Below are 16,276 nucleotides of genomic sequence, written 5' to 3' on the forward strand. Positions count from 1 at the left end.
TGTCCGATCACCGGGCACGCGCGAAAGGACGCGCCAGCGATGAAACACAAGGCCAGTATTTCGCACGACGAGGCGACCATTCGCGAACTGCGAGACAACCCCGCCTATGCCGCCGAATACCTTCAGGCTGCCCTGGAGGAATCGGATGAGCCGCAGGTGCTGCTGATCGCCTTGCGACATTTGGCCGAAACCAAGGGGGGCATTGCCAAAGTCGCCCAGGCGGCCGGCATCCAACGCGAGAGCCTCTACCGCGCGCTCTCGACCAAAGGCAACCCACGACTCTCCACCTTAACCGCCGTCATCAAGGCAATTGGACTGCGCCTCACCGTCGAAACGGCGAAGTGACGCGCTCACGCGCATGCTACCTTGAAAGTTCACCTCGCGCCAGTCAGTCTTCGCCACCGCTGCAACCGCGCCAAGCGCCACATTCAAGAAGTCAAGCAGTCAACCGGCCATCGCCGCTCGATTCGTCGCGACCTGCGACCGAAATCCGCTGGCGCCCTAGCGCCCCGCAATGGGGTGGTATAGTTGCGATGCCGGTGGCAATGACGCCGCTCGCGTTCCGCATGACAGGTGGTTGCGATCAGCCCACCCGTCAAATCGCACGAGGCGCACCAGATCAGTGCCTGGTTTCGCAGGAAGCAAAATCGCGCGCCCTTGGCTACGGCCAGTCGCCAGCGCGCTCGTAGCGCTTGGGATTGCCCCCTTGGCTGTGGCTCAGCCTGCCACGCAGCCTCTCCCTTTCCCGCCCCCTGGCGATGCGGAACTGCTGGTTCCAACCGCTGCCGAGTTCCGCACGGCAATCGACATTCGTCCCGCGGTCGCCGATTTGAATCGCGGGCTCGAACTCGAAGACGCGGGCTCGGCCACTTGCGTCGACGCCTATTACGGCGCGGCCAGCGCCGCCTGGCGCTACCTGGCGCATGCCGAAGTCGGCTTCGACGCCGATCCGCGCCAGCCGGTGGCATTGCAAGTCTATCAGCAAAGCATGTCCCGCCTGCTGATCGCCGCGCACTGCCACGGCCGGTTCAACCCCGTGGTTGGTTTGACCGTCTGGACGCCTGCCGGACAATCGCAGGTTCCGGTCCTCTATCGCGGTTTCGCCTGGCGCCCCGGCGATTTCAATGAGTTGCGTTTGGCAAGCGACTTTCCCAATCAAGACATTCGCCGCCGCTTCGTGAACCACGGAATCGGCGTCCCGCTGGTCGCTATGCGCGTGGCCGACGAGTCAGATCCTTTTCTCCGCCCGCGCCAGCCATTTGCCGTTACCGCGCTGCTGCGCGACGACATGGGCCCGCCGACAACAGACACCGCATCCGAAATCGCGGGCCAGCCGTTCGTCATTGAACTCATCAATCCGCACGTCTTTGATCGCGCGCCGGTCGGCCCGCGCATGGCCCAGTTGGCGCGCGATCTCACCGCGCCGCTGGCCTTCGATGTGGCCGAGAATCCTCGGCAATGGTTCGCCGAGTTCCGCCAGCCGAGCGAGGCCGAGTTCGCCCCCCGGCTGAACATGCTGGAGCCGTATCAACCCGGCAAAATTCCCATCATCTTTGTTCACGGTCTGCTCTCCGATCCGCAAACCTGGGTCGACGCCGTGAACGACCTACGGGCACAGCCCGACCTCTACCGCCAATTCCAGTTCTGGTGGTTTCACTACCCCACCGGCGGCGCTTTGTTGGAATCGACCGCTCAACTCCGTGCGGCGCTGCACGTCGTGCAGCGGTCGTTCAACAGCGCCGGCGACGACCCAGCGCTCGATCGCATCCTGCTCGTCGGGCACAGCATGGGGGGGCTGGTCTCCAAGATGCAAATCTCCGACTCGCAAGACTGGATCTGGTCACAACTCTCCCAGCGCTCATTCGGCGAGTTGCGCGGCAATCCCGAAGTCATCGCCCGGCTGAGCAGCGCGGTCTTCTTTCACCCAGCCCCCGGCGTCGCGCGCGTGGTGTTTGTCGGCACGCCGCATCGCGGCTCGGTGCTTTCCCGCCGCGTGATCGGGCGCATGGCCTCATCGCTGGTCCGACCGTCGGCGGCCGATGAGCGATTCGCCCAGCTTGTCGCCGAAAATCCGCTGGTCTTCGGCGGAAGGACGATGAATCGCCGTCCCACCAGCATCGACCTGCTCGAACCAGACAGCCCCCTGCTCGCGGCGCTGGCCCAGATGCCGATCGCGCCCCACGTGCGAACCCATTCCATTATCGGCACGGGCGGAGTCACCCCCGTCGAAGGCCCCAGCGACGGCGTGGTCACCGTCGCCAGCGCGCGCCTGGCAGGCGTCGAGAGCGAACTCTTCGTGCCGGCGCGACATTCCGATCTGCAAAGCGACGATCTCGCCATTGCCGAACTTGCCCGCATCATGCGCTTGCACGCCGCCACCATGGCGACCGCTGCTGCCTCGCCAGCGCTTCTGCAATCCGGTTCTATCGGCCAATCTCAAATGGCTCAGTCCGCGCGGTGAAGCGCCGCACGCTCCCCGCTTTCTTGCAGCGGCCAAAGTGTGCGATGCGATAGATGCCCGGCTTCGCGTCGGCTGGCGACTCCCAGGTGATGGTCACCTGAAACGGATCGGGCTTGGCCGAGTAGCGCGGCGGCGCCAGGTCCAGCAGGTTGTTCCGTGGCGGCTTGCTGGGCTTGGGCTTGCCGTTGGCCAAGATCGGCTCCCACTTGGCCGTGGTGGTCCAATCGCTGACGTCATCGGCCGCTTCCCAAGTGTCGGGCGCCTTCGTCAGGCGTTCAATCGCCAGAAACGTGTCGTGCCGATCGTATTCGTTCACCGGACTACCGGTCCAAAACGTGGCGCTGATCGCTTCGCCCGCCGTGTATTTGGCTCGCGGCGACGCGACGATGTCGCCAAACTTCGCGCCGCTCGGCGTGCGCTCGTCGGGTCCATCTAGCATGGTCTTGCGATAGCTCAGCGTGCGCATATCGGTCGGCGCGACGGCCGTCTCCACCGGCTCATGAGCCTTGAGCGCGCGAGCCAGCTTGACGAATTCTTGTCGATACGCCGCCTCGCTCCACGGTCCAAACAGCGTGTGCCCTCCTTCGTACTGCTGCAACTGGTATTCGTGCCAGGTCGTCACGTACCCGGCAAAGTCGTTGGCGTAGCCCGCCACCACCACATAACGCGGATCAATCCCCAGTTCGCGCCCCACCGCCGCGCGAAACCGTCGCCCGCTCATCGTGGTGAATTCGGCCGGACCGATCACCAGCGCCAATTGGCCAATCCGCGCCACCGCCAGCGGCACAATCTGCTCGTGCATCGGCGGACGCGTTGAGCCAGTGGCGATCAAAATGGCCTTCGGCTTTTGCCGTTCGATCAGCTCAGGGGTCGGCTTCGCCTTGGGCACTACTAGCCGCAGCACCGAATCAATCGCCGGATCGGATTGAGTCATTCCCTCCTTGAACAGGCTGTGCCCGCCCCCCTCCGCGTCGCTCCCCGCGGCAAAGGAATATCCCCAGGCAGAAGGCGCCGTGCTCTGCTCCCCCGCGCCGGTGAACTCGTCCGCCACGACCACCTTTGAAAAATCAACAAAGGTGTGCCGCACTTCAATGGGTCCAGTCAATTCTTCCAGGGCCGATTCTTCTTGGGCCGACCTAAACAACCGCAGCGCCGCGTCCGCCTGACGCTGGCCAATAATTGCGCAACTTTCCAGGTCGGTCTGGCCCGGACCAGTCGCGTCGAGATTCAAATTCGGCGTCACATCGCCGCTGTTGGAATTGGCGTATGCCGCCACAAACGGCGCCGCGCCCGGCTGATCCCCCGTCAACGCCCGCTCGACGACCTCGGCCGCGTATCCCTTGTTGTCGCTGGTGGTCAGTTTGTAATAAAAGTTCACCGACGTGGGATGCACGGCAAACCAGTTCAGCAGTCCAATCGCGCCCTCCGCGCGCTCAAACTTGAGCAGCGTCATTCGCGTGTCGACCGCGCTGGAGTACTGCTTTCGCTCCGCCTCCGGGTTGTTGCGATACGCCACCGCCGAGCGATTGGCGCTGGCCTCCGGCACGTCTCCCTGCGCCAGCAAGATGCGGCCCGGCTTCAGATCGGCGTCGGCGGCCAGCACCGACTCCACGATGCCGTCGACCAGCGCGTCGAACGCCTGTGGAAAAAACTCTCCGCCCAGCGCGCTGATCGAAAGATGATGATGGTATCCCCCCGGCGTGCCGTGGGTGTGCGTCCCCGCCAGGATCAAATTGGCGTGCCCGTATCGATCCCCCAGTTTCTCTCGCAGTCGCTCCAGCACCGCCAACTTCACCGTGTGCGTGAGGAAGGCCACTTCGCAGGTGGTGTACGCCAACCGCGTGTCGTCCGCGGCGCTGGCGATCACGAACGTCCGCGCGTACTGCCGCTGGCGCAATCCCTCCCCCACCTGCTGCGGATGCACGTAACCGAGCATCTGAATGCCCCACACCGGCAACGTGATGTCCCCTTTCCCGCGGCCAATCAGGTATTCGTCGCCACGTGCCGCCGCTGTCAAACAGGCCGCGCCCAGCGCCGCCAAGATGATTCGCTTCATATGCATCGATTCCCGTCGGTGGTTGTAAACGTCTCTGGCGGTACGCGGTCGAATGGATGTAAATCTCAGCGATTTGCGCCCGTACGTGCGATGCGCCATTCGGTCAAACGTGTGGTTGACTCCGTCAAATATCGCCCCACACGCCGTCGCGCTCGCGCTGCCGCTTCAGCGTCCAACACAGTAGCGGCGCCGTGTCGTCAAAGTTTCGTTCGCCAGTCGGCTCCGAACCAGCCACTCGTCAGACGCCCCCGCAGTCGTGGCAGACACGCCCTTCCGGCACGGAGTCGACCGAATCGCTCTCAATCAGATCGCCGCAATCGGGGCAGGTCAACATTTGCGGGCAATCCGCCAAAATGACCTGGATAGTGGCCGGTTCATAACGCAGCGTTTGCGAGCCGCGCGTGGCAATCTGTGGCCAGCCGGCCGCAAGGTGTTCGCGAAACGCAAGGATCAAATCCAAATTCCAATAGGGATCTGGTCGAAACTGCGACAGGCAATAAATCCCTCGGTAGCTGTCCGCGCAGCGCGGGTGCAATGGGTTTTCGCGCGGCGTCTCGCCGCGTGGTATCCGCCGCGCGTACACAATGCCATCCACCAACACCACCTGGTTTCGCGACATCCCCAGCAGGTCGGGCAAAAACCCGTCGTTCGGATCGCGTATCTCCAACAGCCCTCGCCCCAACAACTGGTTCAACTGGCCATCCAGGTCGGAGTGCTCGAATCTTGGCGTCATCTCAGCGACTCCCGTTAGCAACTGGCGATCGCCCGCTGCCTCAGTCGCCGCGTAGCCCGATGCGATAGACGAACGGCTGGCTGCTCTTGTAGCCCCCCGTGTAACGCTGCATCGCCAGCACAATGTCCCCCGTCGCGCGGTCCTCAAACGCCGCCGCGTGCGCCGACAGCTCCACCCCATCGGTGTCGTCGTCCCGGCGGGTGTCGATCTCGATCACGCTCGACCGCACGAGCCGCAACGAGCGCGAATCCACCTCGCCGATGACCAATGGCCAGCGTGGGCTGTTCCCTTGGGGGTTGGCGGGACAGATGTTGCCAATCCAAAAATAGCGCCCGCTCGAATGCGCCAGCAACTGCGACATGCTGCTCGGCGAAAAGAACGCTTCGCCATCATCGTAGCGCCACGGCTCGGGCGTCGACCAATGCTCTCCTCCATCCTCCGAGACGGCCTGCCAGCGATGTCCAGCCAACTGGTAATCCGGATCCTTTGTCCCCCCATTGCTGCCTCGCAGCACCATCAAAATACGTCCGTCGGGCATCTCGGCCAGCGTCGGTTCGATCATCCCACGCGTGCTCCGCGCGGGGTCGGCCTCGACGCGCTGCGCCGCCCGCCACTTCAAACGCCGGTTGCCGGACCACTCGCCGATCAGCGTCACCGCGTCGGTGTAGGTGAATCCTCCCCCCGGAGACGACAACTCGCCATCGGCGCCCAGCAGGCACGCTTGCGCGGGCACGAGAAGCTTCCCCTCCCGCGTGCGCAATACCTGCGAACCCGCGTCCCCCATGAAGAGGGCGTTCTTCCCGACCCAGACCCCGTCGATCGGATTCTGCGCGGTGTGCCCTTCGGTCACAATCGGTTCGTCGCAGACATAGCTGCGGCCGCCATCGGTCGATACGCGATAGCGCAGGTAATACGTATTCAGCGCCACGGGCGGTTCGATGGCCGCGGGATCAACGCCCGGCGTGTCCATGGCGTTGATGATCGCCACCACGCAATTCTCCTCCGGGTCGTAAAAGCGTGTGGCGATCTCGCGGCGGTATCCAAACGGCAGCTTGCCGTCGAACCGGGTGAATGGGTCGATCTTCTCCCAGGTTTGGCCGTTGTCGGCCGAAAAGCCCCCCGCCGCCAATAAGTGGCGCTCTGTCGGCGAAACGTAAATCGCGTTCGTCAGCCCAGACGCTGCTTCCAGTCGCCGCCGCTCCACCAACTCGAGCCGCGTGCCAGTGCCCAGTTCGCCGGCAAGCGCTAACCCACCAGCGCCAAAAAACAAAACCGCCAAACAAAGTCGCATCGGCTTTCGGTCCACTATCTCTCCCCAGCGCGCCAGATCGAACTACGCCAGAATGTCATGCACCACCTGCCCATGCACGTCGGTCAACCGGAAGTCGCGCCCCTGAAAGCGGTACGTCAGCCGCTCGTGGTCGATCCCCAACAGGTGCATGATCGTGGCGTTCAGATCGTGAATATGCACCGGCTTGTCGGTGATGTTGTAGCTGAAGTCGTCGGTCTCGCCGTACACCAGCCCCCCTTTCACGCCTCCCCCCGCCAGCCACATGGTGAAGTTGCGCGGGTGATGATCGCGACCGTAGTTGTCCTTGGTCAACGTCCCTTGGCTGTAGATCGTCCGCCCGAACTCCCCTCCCCAGATCACCAGCGTCTCGTCGAGCATCCCCCGCTGCTTCAAATCTTTGATGAGCGCCATGCAGCCGCGATCAATGTCTTTCGACATCAGCCGGATGTTCTCGGGCAGGTTGTTGTGATGGTCCCAGCCGCGAATAAACACCTGCGTGAACCGCACCCCACGCTCCGCCAACCGCCGCGCCAGCAGGCAGTTGTAGGCAAACGTCCCCGGCTGCGTCGCCTCTGGCCCGTACAGATCGAGCACGCTCTGCGGCTCGCCCGAGATGTCGGCCAACTCGGGCACCGAGGTCTGCATCTTGAAGGCCATTTCGTACTGCGCGATGCGCGTGGCGATCTCCGGATCGCCATACACGGCCTGATGTTTTTCGTTGAGCGTGGCCAGCCCATCCAACATTTGCCGTCGCCGGTCGGGAGTCACACCGGGCGGATTCGACAAATACAACACCGGGTCGCCGCTGGAGCGCAGCGCCACCCCTTGGTGCTTGGTGGGCAAAAAGCCAGAGCCCCACAGCCGCGAAAACAACGCCTGCGTCCCCGCCTTAGCCGACCATTTGGAATGCAGCACCACAAACGCCGGCAAGTCCTGGCTGGGGCTGCCAATGCCATACGACACCCAGGCCCCCGCGCTGGGCCGCCCCGGCAACTGGCTCCCCGTTTGAATGTAGGTGATCGCCGGGTCGTGATTGATCGCCTCGGTGTGCATCGACTTGACGATGGTGATGTCGTCGACGATCTCGCGATGATTCGGCAGCAACTCGCTCAGCCACGCCCCCGACTTGCCGTGCTGGCTAAACTGAAATAGCGACGGCGCCACCGGCAGCCGCTTCTGCCCGGAGGTCATCGTGGTGATCCGCTGCCCCATCCGCACCGAGTCGGGCAGGTCCTTGTCGAAGAACTCTCCCAACTTCGGTTTGTAATCGAACAGATCAAGCTGCGAGGGGGCGTCGGCCATGAACAGCCAGATCACGCGCTTCGCCTTGGGCGCCTTGTGCAATTGCGGCAGCGCGCCCAGCGAGGCCAACGGATCGGGGGGCGAGGCGTCCCCCGCAAAGAGTTGCGGATTGACCACGCTCCCCAGCGCGGCGGCGCCCAGGCCAGCGGCCATGCGGCCAAAAAAGTAGCGCCGCGTTTCCGCCAGTGCATTCTCTCGGCGCGGATCCATGTCGGCTATTCCTTGGTGATCGTTTCGTCGAGGTTCAAGATCAGGTTGGCCACCATCGTCCAGGCGGCGTGCTCGGCCGGGTCGAGCGCCTCGTCGCGCTTCGATTCGCCCACCGCCAGCAATTGCTTGGCGGCCTCGGCGTCGGCGCGAAACTCGCCCAACTGCTTTTCATACATGCCGACCAGCACCGCCAATTCGTCGCTCTCCGGCACACGCGCGGTCGCCAGCCGCCAGCCAAAAGCCGCCCGTTCCGCCGGCGCGGCGCCCCCTTCTTTCATCATCCGCGTGGCCAGCGCCCGCGATGTCTCCACAAATTGCACGTCGTTCATGAGCGCCAGCGCCTGGAGCGGCGTGTTGGTCCGCGCCCGCCGCACCGTGCACGTCTCCCGCGACGGCGCGTCGAACGCCGTCAGCGAGGGCGGCGGACAGGTCCGCTTCCAAAATGTGTACATGCTGCGCCGGTACAGCGCCTCGCCACTATCCCGCTTGAAATCGCGCGTGTTGCTGCCGATGAAGCCGACCGTCTCCCACAATCCCTCGGGCTGATACGGCTTGACGCTCTTGCCCCCCACTTTCTCCACCAACAGGCCACTCGTCGCCAAGGCGATGTCGCGCACCACCTCCGCGTCAACCCGATAGCGTGGTCCCCGCGCGACGAGCCGATTCTCCGGATCGCGCGCCACCAACTCCGCCGTCGTCTTCGACGATTGCCGATAGGCGCTGGAGGTGACGATCAGCTTTTGCAAATGTTTGACATTCCAACCACTCTCGATGAACTCCGCCGCCAGCCAGTCCAGCAGATCGAGATGCGAGGGCCATTCGGCCTGCGAGCCAAAATCCTCGGCGGTCTTTACAATGCCCACCCCAAAATATTGTTGCCAGTACCGATTCACCGTCACGCGCGCCGGCAGCGGATGCGCCGGATCGACGAGCCACCGCGCCAGCCCCAACCGGTTGCGCGGCGCGTCGGCCGGCATCGGCGGCAAGATCGCCGGCGTCCCTGGCTCGACCTTGTCCGACTTCTTGTCGTACGCGCCCCGTATCAACACAAACGCCTCGCGCGACTTCTCCAGGTTGGCCATCACCATCGTCCGTGGCACGGCCGCGTCCAGTTCCGCCACGCGCTTGTTCACGTCGTCGATCTTTTGTCGCAGCGGCGCAAGCTGCTCGCGCGTGCCGGCATGAAAGTGCTCAAAAAAGTGCGCTCGCACCAGCGCGGTCTGCTCCGGCGTTCGTTTGCCAGACTCGACCATTACCGCCTCGCGCACTTCCTTGGGCAGTGTGCTGGTCCCTTGTGCCCGTTCGGCCGCCTCCCAGGCCGCCAGCGAATCAAAATACTGCCCCGCCTGCGGCGTGCGCGTCACGATCCCCGCGCGGTCCCACAGCACGGTGCCATCGTGCTGCGTAAAGGCCCAGCCGTTGAGCACGCTCCCCGGCTTGAGTCCCACCTTGGCCGCCTCCACCTCCAGACGCACCCACTGCCCGCGCACCGGCAGGCCACCCATCGGCAATTTGTTCGGCGTGCCCGACTCGCCAAACGGGATGACGTCTTCTCCCCAAAACGCGCGATGGTCCCACTGGCCATCGTTGAACTGCAACATGATCGACTTGGGCGGATCGCTGGGGTCCAAATAGACATAAGCAAACAGTCGATCCCCCTCGCCGATCTTGAGGCCCGGGTTCGCCTCCAAAAAGTAGTGCTGGCTCAAACCCTTGGCCTGCCGGATCGTCGCGCGCTCGCCGCTATACACCGGTCGATCAAGCTGCGACACAAATTGCCAACCCGCATCAGTGGCCGATGGCTTGCCCCCGGCCGGCAGCGCGTCCTCAATCCACACAAACTCGTGAGGCTGATTCACCACCAGGCTGGCGCCGGCCGGCTCGTGGTATTCAATCTTCGCCAGCGCCCCCTGCATTTGCTCGTTCGCCTGCGCCAGTTCCGCGTCGAGCGAGCGCTGCTGCTCCACCTGCTCCGGCGTGGGGGCCTTGATCATCGGCGGCGGCAGCAATTGATTGCCGTCCATCGCCGCGTCGGCCGCCGAGTTGAAGAACGCGTAAAGCTGATAAAACTCCTTCTGCGTCACCGGATCAAACTTGTGGTCGTGGCACACCGCGCAGCCCAGCGTCATCCCCAACCACACTGTCGACATCGCTTCGGTCCGATCCACCGCGTAGCGCACCAACACTTCGTCGTCGATCGAGCCTCCTTCCCCCGTCGACACGTTGCAGCGATTGAAGCCGCTGGCGATCCGCTGCTCCTGCGTGGCGTTAGGCAATAGATCGCCCGCCAACTGCTCCACCGTGAATTGATCGAACGGCAGGTTGCTGTTGAAAGCGTTGATCACCCAATCGCGATACAGCCACATCGAGCGCTCGTTGTCCAGGTGCAACCCATGCGTGTCGCCGTAGCGCGCCTCATCCAGCCAATACCGCGCCATATGCTCGCCGTAGCGCGGCGAGGCCAGCAGTCGATCGACCAGCTTGGCGTACGCCTCCGGCGAGTCGTCCGCCAAAAACGCGTCGACCTCCGCCAGTGTCGGCGGCAGGCCCGTCAGGTCGAGCGTCACCCGCCGCAGCAACGTCACCTTGTCGGCCGCGGGCGATGGCGCCAGACCTTCCTTCTCCAACCGCGCCAAAATGAACGCGTCGATTGGGTTGGCGACCCATTCCGGCTTCTGCACCGCTGGCTGCGCCGGACGCTCGATCTTGGTCAGCGACCAATGCTCCGCGTATGGCGCCCCTTCGTCGACCCACCGCGCCAGCAGTTCCACCTGCTCGGCCGTCAGCGTTTTGCCGCTGTCGGGCGGAGGCATCTTCACACTCGCGTCCGTCGAGCGGACGCGCGACACCAGTTCGCTTTCGCCGCTCTTGCCCGGCACGATCGCCCGCATCCCAGACGGCAACTCGGCGGTCGCCCCGGCCAGCGTGTCGAGCCGTAACTCGGCCTGCCGCTGCGGAGCGTCGAAGCCGTGACACTTGAAGCACGCGTTCGACAAGATGGGCCGAATATCGCGATTGAAATCGAGCGGTTCCGCGGCGCCGGTCCAGGCCACCAGGCCAACCAGCCAGCCAAACGCAGAGAATCGTCCAATCCAAACGGCGGGGCGCAACATAGGCGGGACCCTTCATCCGGTAGGGCATCACAGGGCAGAACCCTAGTTTACACAACCATTAGCGCGGATTGCCAATAGTTCGCCCCGCATTTCGCGCCCCAAGCTGCATCTGGCACGCCACTTGCCTCGCAGATCAACCGCTCACGTTCGCTCTGCCGCTCGGGACGCAACGCTTTCGCGGTTTTTGCCGAGTGGCATGGTCCGCCGCTGGCCGCGCGGCAGATCTCGCCGGTTCCGTGCGGCAATGGTTGCCGATCGGAGCCCCTCACGAATCAGAAAGGCACAGGTCGCGTATGCGAGTCGGCGCCGACGCCAAGTCTCTCGTCTTTCCACAATTCTCGGGCGCCCAATCGGCCATGCAGCGCAAGGACAAGCACGCCCCCGCCGCGGAACTGCTCGGCTCGGCGCCGCTCGGCGATGCGCCCAATGCCACGGCGGGTAACCCCGCGGCTGTCGATTTCACCCGCATGACTCGGCAGGAGATGTTCGACTGGGTCAACGAGCAGATCCGTGGCGGCGCCATGTCGCTTGACGAAAGCACACCCTTCATCGGCATGACGCTCAAGATGTCCGTCGAGACAGGTCAATCAGTCGACCTCGCCACTGACACCGAGCGAGTCGACTTCATCGAGAAAGCGCGTCGCGGCATCGAGGGCGCCCTCTGGCGCCGCAACTACGACGAAGCCGATCGCCTCCGCGGCGCCGTGGCTACAATGGAGCGCCTGCAAGACGCGGCGCCAGGCATTGACCTGATCGCCTGAGCCGCCTTGAAAGCGAGCCCCCCATGCCCTCCCAACGCGAACTCATGCTCGCGGGCGAGCCGTACGACCCGCTCGACCCCGAACTTGCCGCCGCCCGCCTGCGCGCTCGCGACCTGTGCCACGACCTGAACGCCACGCGCCCGGCGCAAACTGACGAGCGTCGAAAAATCTTGCAATCGCTCTTCGCCGCCGGCGGAGATTCGGTCTGGCTCGAACCGCCGTTCCATTGCGACTATGGCGCCAACATCCATCTGGGCGAGCGCGTCTATTTCAACTTCAACTGTGTCGTGCTCGACGTCTGTCGGGTGACCATCGGCGATTTCACCATGTTCGGCCCCGCCGTCCAGATTTACGCCGCCACGCACCCGTTGAACGCCGCGCTCCGCCGCCAGCAAGAGTCGGGCCGCCCCGTCGAGATCGGCGCCGATGTCTGGGTCGGCGGCGGCGCCATCATCTGCCCCGGCGTGCGCATCGGCGCACGCACGGTGGTTGGCGCCGGCAGCGTCGTCACGCGCGATCTGCCGGCCGACGTCTTCGCCGCCGGCAACCCCTGCCGCGTCATCCGCGCCATCGAACGGTAGCCACGCGCTGCTCGTGGCTAGGCGAAGTGCGTATACGAATCACCGACCATCGCACTGGCCCAACAATTTCGACCACTCGGCCAGTTCGCTTGCATCTGCATCGGTTCGCATTTCTCTCTCACAGGCCATCAGTTCGGCTGCGGCAGCGCTCGCCTCGTCAAAATCCTCAAGCAGCACGCGCGCAAGTGATATTCGAATCGAGCGAGTCGGCAACTGGTTCTGCTCTGCCAACTTGAGCGCCGCCCGGTAGAGTTCGACTTGAATGGTCGGTGAATCCTGAAAATCGGCGACGGTCTCCAGCAGCACCGGATGTTCGCCATGTCGACTACGTAGAGCCTCCAAGACTTCTTCAAGTTCGCTCATCAGCGACTGGCGCAGCACGACGTCGTCAGCTAACGTGGCGACCAGCACAGCATTGGTCGCTTCGCGCACGCGCAACCACTCCTGGTCTGAAAAGGGAAATTCGTCCATTGTGTCGCTTGGGTGGATTCCAATGGCAAATCAGAAACAGGGTTGGCTGATTCCGGCCCTGCGTCCCATGCTCGCCACTCTACCAAACGAGCCTCAAGTCCGCGTCGTACACCTGGCCGACGACGTTGAGCCGCGCCGCCATGTTGCGCCATTCTGCCTCTCCCCTCATTTCTGTTTGCCTCAACTCCCGGCGCACTGCACAATCTGGCTCATCGCTCGATCGCAATCGTTGTTCGCCGCTTACTTACCGGAGAGTCGCAACATGCGCACCACCCTTTGGCGAGAGTTGGCCGCCGAGTTTCTCGGCACGCTGGTCCTGGTCACCTTTGGCGTCGCCGTCGTCGCCCAGGTCGTCCTCGGCACGGGCGAGTTCGGCACGTATCTCTCCATCAACTTCGGTTGGGGGCTGGCCGTGGCGATGGGCATCTATGTCGCCGGTGGCGTCTCCGGCGCCCATCTCAATCCCGCGGTCACGCTCGCCCTGGCCCTGTTTCGCGGCTTCTCCTGGGCCAAGGTCGCTCCCTTCATCGTCACGCAGGTGGCCGCCGCCTTTGTCGCCTCGTCCCTGGTGTTTGTCACCTATCACGAAGCCCTCGACTACCACGACGGCGGCCAACGCCAGATCGAAGGCCCCAAAGGCACCGCCGGCATCTGGGCCACCTACCCCAACGCCCGCGGCTATCTGAGCAACGTGCCGGGCGGACTCGTCGATCAGATCGTCGGCGCCGCGCTGTTCGTCGGCGTCACCTTCGCGCTGGGAGACCAACGCAACAACGCCCCCCCCGCCTGGCTCGGTCCTCTCACCGCTGGCACGCTGGTCGCGCTCATCGGCATGACCTTCGGCTACAACGCCGGCTACGCCATCAACCCGGCTCGCGACTTTGGCCCGCGACTCTTCACCGCGGTCGCCGGTTGGGGCGGCGGCGTCTTCCGCGCCAGCGATGGCTGGTGGTGGATTCCCATCGCCGGCCCCATGATCGGCGGCGCGGTCGGCGGTCTCATCTACGAAGTCTTCATCGGCTGGCATCATCCGGCCGTCGAACCGGGAGACATCGGCCGCATCGACAGCCGAGACTGAAAAAGCCAAATCCACATCCGTTCGCCCGGTTGCGCTCCCCAGGAAAGCACGCCATGTCCGACGACAAATACATCCTCGCCCTCGATCAAGGCACCACTTCGAGCCGCGCCATCCTCTTTGGCCGCGATGCCTCGATCGCCGCTGTCGCGCAGCAGGAGTTCCGCCAGATACTCCCCACGCCCGGCCACGTCGAGCACGACCCCGAGGAAATCTGGAACTCGCAACTCACCGTTGCCCGCCAGGCGCTGCAGAAGGCGGGCCTCCGCGCCGAGCAGGTCGCCGGCATCGGCATCACCAATCAGCGCGAAACCACCGTCCTCTGGGAGCGCGGCACCGGCCGCGTGGTCGCCAACGCCATCGTCTGGCAAAGTCGAGTCAGCGCCGGCATCTGCGATAAGCTCCGCAGCGACGGCCACGCCGACACCTTCCGCCAAAAGACCGGCCTCGTCGTCGATGCCTACTTCTCCGGCACCAAAATCAAGCACCTGCTCGACACCATCCCCGGCTTGCGGGCCCGCGCCCAGTCGGGCGAAATCCTCTTCGGCACCATCGACACCTTTCTCATCTGGCGCCTCACCGGCGGACGCGTCCACGTCACCGATTACAGCAACGCCAGCCGCACGCTGATCTACAACATCCACACCCTCGACTGGGACGACGAGCTGCTGCGCCTGCTCGATATCCCCCGCGTCATGCTCCCCGAGGTCCGCGCGTCGAGCGAAGTCTATGGCCAGACCGACGCCGAGTGGTTTGGCGCCCCCATCCCCATCGCGGGCTGCGCCGGCGATCAACAGGCCGCCACCTTTGGCCAGGCCTGCTTCCAGCCCGGCGCCGCCAAAAACACCTACGGCACCGGCTGCTTCATCCTCATGAACACCGGCGAAGCGCCGATCGAATCGAAAAATAATCTGCTCACCACCATCGGCTGGGGCATCGACGGCAAGGTGACCTACTGCCTCGAAGGCGCCGTCTTCATCGCCGGCGCCGTGGTGCAGTGGCTCCGCGACGGCCTGGGCATCATCAAGCACTCGTCGGAGGTCGAACAACTGGCCGAGACCGTCAGCGACTCCGGCGGCGTCTACTTCGTCCCCGCCTTCGTCGGCCTTGGCGCCCCGTATTGGGACCAGTATGCCCGTGGACTGATCATCGGCCTCACCCGCGGCACAACGGCCGGGCATCTGGCCCGCGCCGCGGTCGACAGCATGGCCTACCAAACCCGCGATCTGGTCGAGGCCATGCAAAAAGACTCGGGCCTGCCGCTGGCCGAGCTCAAGGTCGATGGCGGCGCCAGCGTGAACAACGCCTTGATGCAAATGCAGACCGACCTGCTCGGTGTCGATGTGGTCCGCCCCACCGTCAGCGAAACCACCGCGCTGGGCGCGGCCTATCTGGCCGGGCTGGCGGTGGGCTACTGGAACGACCAGCGAGATATCGAGCGCAACTGGGCGCTCGATCGCCGCTTTTGGCCCCACATGCCGCCAGAAACGCGAGATCGCCTCTATGCTGGTTGGAAGCGCGCCGTCGAGCGCTCCCTGGCCTGGGAAGAGCCGAGCGCAAGCTAGCGCTGCGCAATGATCTGCCGCCCGCCACCGCCTGACGCGCTAACTTCAACTATCGCCGGGCTTGCACGATCTCCGCCGCGTAGCGATCCGGCGCCTGCCGGAACTTGTCCAGCGAGGCCTCGTCGGCGAACAGGTAAATGCGGTTCTCAAAGAACACGCCATGCGCCCGCTGGCCCGGCACGTCGCGACCTTGCTCGATCGCCAGCACCGGGTCCACTCCCGAGGCCACCGGCGCGAAACGATCCGGGTTGTCCCAAAACTTCTGCTTCGCCTCGGGCGTGGCGAACAGATAGATGCGCCCGCGATACTCCACGCCCCACTCGCGGTTGCCCGCCACCCATTGATGCTTCTCGCACAGCGTCACGGCGCAGTAGCCATCCAGCCCCAAGGGTTGCTGCGCGGGAGCGGCCGCCGCCGGACCCGTCATGCCCGGAGGCGCAACGCCCGGTTGCGGACCAACCGGTCCCGTCGGCGCTGCCGCGCCATACTGCGGCGCCTGCGGCGGAGCGTAACTCGCCGGCTGCATCGCCCCGCCCGGAGCGACCGGTGGCTGTTGAGCGTAAGGACTCGCCGCCGGCTGCGGCGGCGCTCCGGCGTAACCGGTAGGCCCAGTGGGGGGCGCGACGCCATACGGCGGTTGTTGCGGCGGCGCCATCG

General features: G+C 64.6%; 13 protein-coding genes. 6 read left to right on the forward strand and 7 right to left on the reverse strand.

From position 1 onward, the window contains the following. The first annotated feature begins 39 nt into the window (after window positions 1-39). Together K1X71_15900 and K1X71_15905 are read left to right on the forward strand one after the other, a co-directional pair. The gene (locus K1X71_15900; protein ID MBX7074627.1) at window positions 40-345 is read left to right on the forward strand and encodes a putative addiction module antidote protein; all 306 of its coding nucleotides are present in this window, start codon (window positions 40-42) and stop codon (window positions 343-345) included. 361 nt (window positions 346-706) lie between these two features. Beyond that, the gene (locus K1X71_15905; protein ID MBX7074628.1) at window positions 707-2,461 is read left to right on the forward strand and encodes a hypothetical protein; all 1,755 of its coding nucleotides are present in this window, start codon (window positions 707-709) and stop codon (window positions 2,459-2,461) included. Here the strand turns inward: K1X71_15905 and K1X71_15910 are convergent. From K1X71_15910 to K1X71_15930, 5 genes are all read right to left on the reverse strand, one after another. Further along, on the reverse strand, window positions 2,424-4,517 hold the full coding sequence (locus K1X71_15910) for a neutral/alkaline ceramidase (GenBank protein ID MBX7074629.1): 2,094 nt from the start codon (window positions 4,515-4,517) through the stop codon (window positions 2,424-2,426). The two genes, K1X71_15905 and K1X71_15910, sit on opposite strands and share 38 nt — an antisense overlap. Window positions 4,518-4,755: 238 nt before the next feature. Next, window positions 4,756-5,250, reverse strand: coding sequence for a hypothetical protein (locus tag K1X71_15915; GenBank protein MBX7074630.1), 495 nt, complete (start codon window positions 5,248-5,250; stop codon window positions 4,756-4,758). Window positions 5,251-5,290: 40 nt separating this feature from the next. Next, window positions 5,291-6,541, reverse strand: a complete 1,251-nt coding sequence (locus K1X71_15920; GenBank protein ID MBX7074631.1) for a glycoside hydrolase — start codon at window positions 6,539-6,541, stop codon at window positions 5,291-5,293. Between the two features lie 42 nt (window positions 6,542-6,583). Continuing rightward, window positions 6,584-8,053 (reverse strand): DUF1501 domain-containing protein, encoded by a 1,470-nt coding sequence (locus K1X71_15925; GenBank protein MBX7074632.1) that lies wholly within the window; start codon window positions 8,051-8,053, stop codon window positions 6,584-6,586. 5 nt (window positions 8,054-8,058) lie between these two features. Continuing rightward, entirely contained in the window at window positions 8,059-11,166 is a 3,108-nt protein-coding gene (locus K1X71_15930) for a PSD1 and planctomycete cytochrome C domain-containing protein (protein ID MBX7074633.1), read from the reverse strand. Window positions 11,167-11,459: 293 nt separating this feature from the next. Here K1X71_15930 and K1X71_15935 point away from each other — a divergent pair, with 293 nt between their 5' ends. Both K1X71_15935 and K1X71_15940 read left to right on the forward strand, forming a co-directional pair. Continuing rightward, window positions 11,460-11,927 (forward strand): hypothetical protein, encoded by a 468-nt coding sequence (locus K1X71_15935; GenBank protein MBX7074634.1) that lies wholly within the window; start codon window positions 11,460-11,462, stop codon window positions 11,925-11,927. A 23-nt stretch (window positions 11,928-11,950) separates the two neighbouring features. Further along, window positions 11,951-12,508 carry a sugar O-acetyltransferase gene (locus K1X71_15940; protein ID MBX7074635.1) on the forward strand — a complete coding sequence of 186 codons (558 nt, stop codon included), beginning with the start codon at window positions 11,951-11,953 and terminating at the stop codon, window positions 12,506-12,508. A 39-nt stretch (window positions 12,509-12,547) separates the two neighbouring features. Here the strand turns inward: K1X71_15940 and K1X71_15945 are convergent, their stop codons facing one another. Then, on the reverse strand, window positions 12,548-12,940 hold the full coding sequence (locus tag K1X71_15945; GenBank protein MBX7074636.1) for a hypothetical protein: 393 nt from the start codon (window positions 12,938-12,940) through the stop codon (window positions 12,548-12,550). A gap of 301 nt (window positions 12,941-13,241) precedes the next feature. On the opposite strand from K1X71_15945, the gene K1X71_15950 reads away from it, so the two are divergent. Further along, on the forward strand, window positions 13,242-14,057 hold the full coding sequence (locus K1X71_15950; GenBank protein MBX7074637.1) for an MIP family channel protein: 816 nt from the start codon (window positions 13,242-13,244) through the stop codon (window positions 14,055-14,057). Window positions 14,058-14,110: 53 nt separating this feature from the next. Beyond that, window positions 14,111-15,619, forward strand: a complete 1,509-nt coding sequence (glpK, locus tag K1X71_15955) for a glycerol kinase GlpK (GenBank protein MBX7074638.1) — start codon at window positions 14,111-14,113, stop codon at window positions 15,617-15,619. A 49-nt stretch (window positions 15,620-15,668) separates the two neighbouring features. On the opposite strand, the gene K1X71_15960 is transcribed toward glpK, so the two are convergent. Further along, the coding region (locus K1X71_15960; protein ID MBX7074639.1) for a hypothetical protein at window positions 15,669-16,276 on the reverse strand (608 nt) is incomplete at its 5' end.

Source organism: Pirellulales bacterium (assembly GCA_019694455.1).
Classification (GTDB): Bacteria; Planctomycetota; Planctomycetia; order Pirellulales; family JAEUIK01; genus JAIBBY01.